The organism is Actinomycetes bacterium, assembly GCA_036510875.1.
Classification (GTDB): Bacteria; Actinomycetota; Actinomycetes; order Prado026; family Prado026; genus DATCDE01.
The window spans coordinates 1-2,468 of record DATCDE010000138.1 but is presented as its reverse complement, the minus strand read 5'-3'; the positions used below and the strand labels follow the sequence as shown (position 1 = coordinate 2,468).

At 68.0% G+C, this 2,468-nt stretch carries 3 protein-coding genes; 1 reads left to right on the top strand and 2 read right to left on the bottom strand.

Translation table 11 applies throughout. From position 1 onward, the window contains the following. Positions 1 to 80: 80 nt before the first annotated feature. Positions 81 to 1,115 (bottom strand): glutaminase A, encoded by a 1,035-nt coding sequence (gene glsA / locus VIM19_08240; protein HEY5184873.1) that lies wholly within the window; start codon positions 1,113 to 1,115, stop codon positions 81 to 83. An 85-nt stretch (positions 1,116 to 1,200) separates the two neighbouring features. Next, a complete protein-coding gene (locus VIM19_08235) occupies positions 1,201 to 1,743 on the bottom strand; it encodes a hypothetical protein (GenBank protein ID HEY5184872.1) in 543 nt (180 codons plus the stop codon). A 57-nt stretch (positions 1,744 to 1,800) separates the two neighbouring features. Here VIM19_08235 and VIM19_08230 point away from each other — a divergent pair. Beyond that, on the top strand, positions 1,801 to 2,468 hold a 668-nt coding region (locus tag VIM19_08230), incomplete at its 3' end, for a transposase (protein HEY5184871.1).

The following is a 2,468-nucleotide window of genomic DNA, read 5'->3' as shown; positions in this document are numbered from 1 at the left end:
CGGCGATGCTCGAGGTCCGGCACTGTCACTGACTACAAGTTGGTTGTCGGTGCTTCCGAATGGGCTGTGGTCAACGCCGTTCAGGTGATGGGGTGGCCCCGGTCCGGGTCACGTTCGCGAGCCGCTGAGGCGAGTATGTCGAGTCCAAGGTGGCGTGCCAGGTCCGCCGCGGCCAGTTGACCTCGGACGCTGTTTCCGGTTTCGTCCAGCGGTGGTGAGTAGGTGGCGAGTCCTCCCTTGCCCGGGGACACGGTGACGAGGGCCCCGCTGATCCCGCTCTTGGCTGGCAGTCCGACTCGCAGCAGCCAGTCCCCCGATGTTTCGTACAAGCCGGCGATCGTCATCACGGCTAGCGTGGCGCGGGCCACATCTGGCTCGATGACCTGCTCCCCGGTCACCGGGTTGACTCCACCATCGGCGAGGGTGGCTCCCATCGTCGCGAGATCCTGCGTGGTCACTTGGACGCAGCTCTGCCGGGTGTAGAGGTCTGTCACCCGTGACGGGGCGCTGCGCAGCGCGCCCCGGGCCGCCAGGACCAGCGCGATGGCCTGGTTGCGCTCGTTGCTGCCGGAGGCGGACTGATACGTCTGTGAGTCAAGGTGCAACTGCCGGCCCGCGAAGCTGGACAGCCCATCGAGTATTCGCGCCCAGTCGCTGTTCGCGTCTCCGTTGGCCAACAGCCCGGTGGTTGCCAGGGCGCCGGAGTTCACCATCGGGTTGGTGAGGCCGCGCGCGTCACGTTCCACCGCGGCGATGGAGTTGAACGGCAGCCCAGTGGCATTGACCCCCACCTGGTCGCACACCTGGTCGACACCATGGGCCCTACAGGCGAGGGCGAAGACGAACGGCTTGGCACAGCTCATCAGGGTGAACTCGGTCGTGCTGTCTCCCGACGAGAACACATGTCCGTCGACCCCGACGATCGTCAAGCCGAACCGATTCGGGTCGGCCCGGGCCAGAGCCGGATACACCGTAGACAGCGAACCCCGCTCGACGCTGCGGAATCGCCGATAGCTGTCGTCCAGGAGCGCCTGCACCGTCGCTTCGGGCGGCAACTGGCCGGTCGACACCGCGCGCACGTCCTGCGGTTGTCGAGGAGCCGTGTCATTGCTCATCCCGTGTCCCGGCGAACCCGTATCGCACGGAGGCCCTCGACGCGGGAGGTCTCTGGAGCGGCAAGGGCCGTCTCATCACGTGGCGTCACGAGGTGCGGGCGTCTCGCTTGGCCTGGCGTCGGGCACCTTGGGCGGCCGAGCTGGCTCCCTTCTTGAGGCTGCGCGGTGTCACCGTACTGGCCGCTCCCGAGCGAGAGGTGGTCGTCGCCGTGCGGGCTGTGGCCCTATTCGCGGGTGCCTTCCTGGTGACGCCGGTCGCGCTCTGAGGCGACTGGCCAGACTTGGCGGCCCGCGCGGCGGACTGCCGCTCTGCTTTCAGTTCGGCGGCGCTGCGCTTTGCGGCAGCGGACAGGGCGCGGCTTACCCGGGCGAGCGCGTCCTCGAACACCTCCGCGCGGTCACGGTCACGGGAACTCTGCGGACGCGCCTTGCCACGGCCTCCGGCCGCCGACACCCGGGCGGCCGCGCCGCGGCGGTAGTTCTTGACGTACTTGCTACGGGCACGACGGATGCGCGTGTGCAGCCCGATGAGCTCGTCCTCGGACAACCCGGCCAGCGCAGCGCGCTGGGTCTCCTCAATGAGTAGCCACTCGGAGTCGGGCAGCGAGTCGATGACAGCGTTGGCCATGGTCTCCCCTTATGGGTGTCGCGGGTCGAGGCGGCCCCGCCTACATCCTGTCCGACGATGTCCCGCAGGGCGAGGGTGCTCTGCCGAGATCGGCGGCCGCCCAGGAGGCGTCGAAGCGCAACCAGAGGACCACGCAATGGTCCACACCAACCGACATCGAGCACGCACAGCTCCACGTTGACGTCTTTCCAACCACGTAAACACTGTGACCCTGCAGTGCCAGCGGCTGCACGCGATGTGATGCCATTAGGAGCGGGGCCTCCCGCTCCGGTGGGTGCCCGAGGGATCCTCGGGTTCTCATCATCCGCACGTTGGAAGGGAGGCCCGCGATGGGTAACGCTGAGGGTGTTGGTGCGGGAGGTGCGTCGTGCTGGTCGTGGTGTGCCAGTGGCGATCGAGGCGACGTGCGGCTGGTACTGGGCGGTGGACGCTTTGCAGGCCGCTGGGTGCCAGGTGCATTTGGCGCACCCGTATGGGATGACGGCGATGCGCAAGCGCAAGCGGGTCAAGACCGACGCGAAGGACGCCTATGAGCTGGCGAACCTGCTGCGGCTGGGGTCGCTGCCGGAGGCGTACATCGCCCCGCCGGAGCTGCGGGAGCTCCGTGAGCTGGTCCGGCACCGGCAGCGGTTGACGCAGGCGAACACGGCGGTCAAGGCCGGGATCCGTGGTGTGCTGGCCAAGCACAACATTCACCTGCCGGTGTCCGACCTGGAGTCCGCCTT

Bases quoted from the DNA above. Each gene is read 5' to 3' on its own strand.
- glsA (HEY5184873.1), bottom strand. From the start codon at position 1,115: ATGAGCAATGACACGGCTCCTCGACAACCGCAGGACGTGCGCGCGGTG.
- VIM19_08235 (HEY5184872.1), bottom strand. From the start codon at position 1,743: ATGGCCAACGCTGTCATCGACTCGCTGCCCGACTCCGAGTGGCTACTC.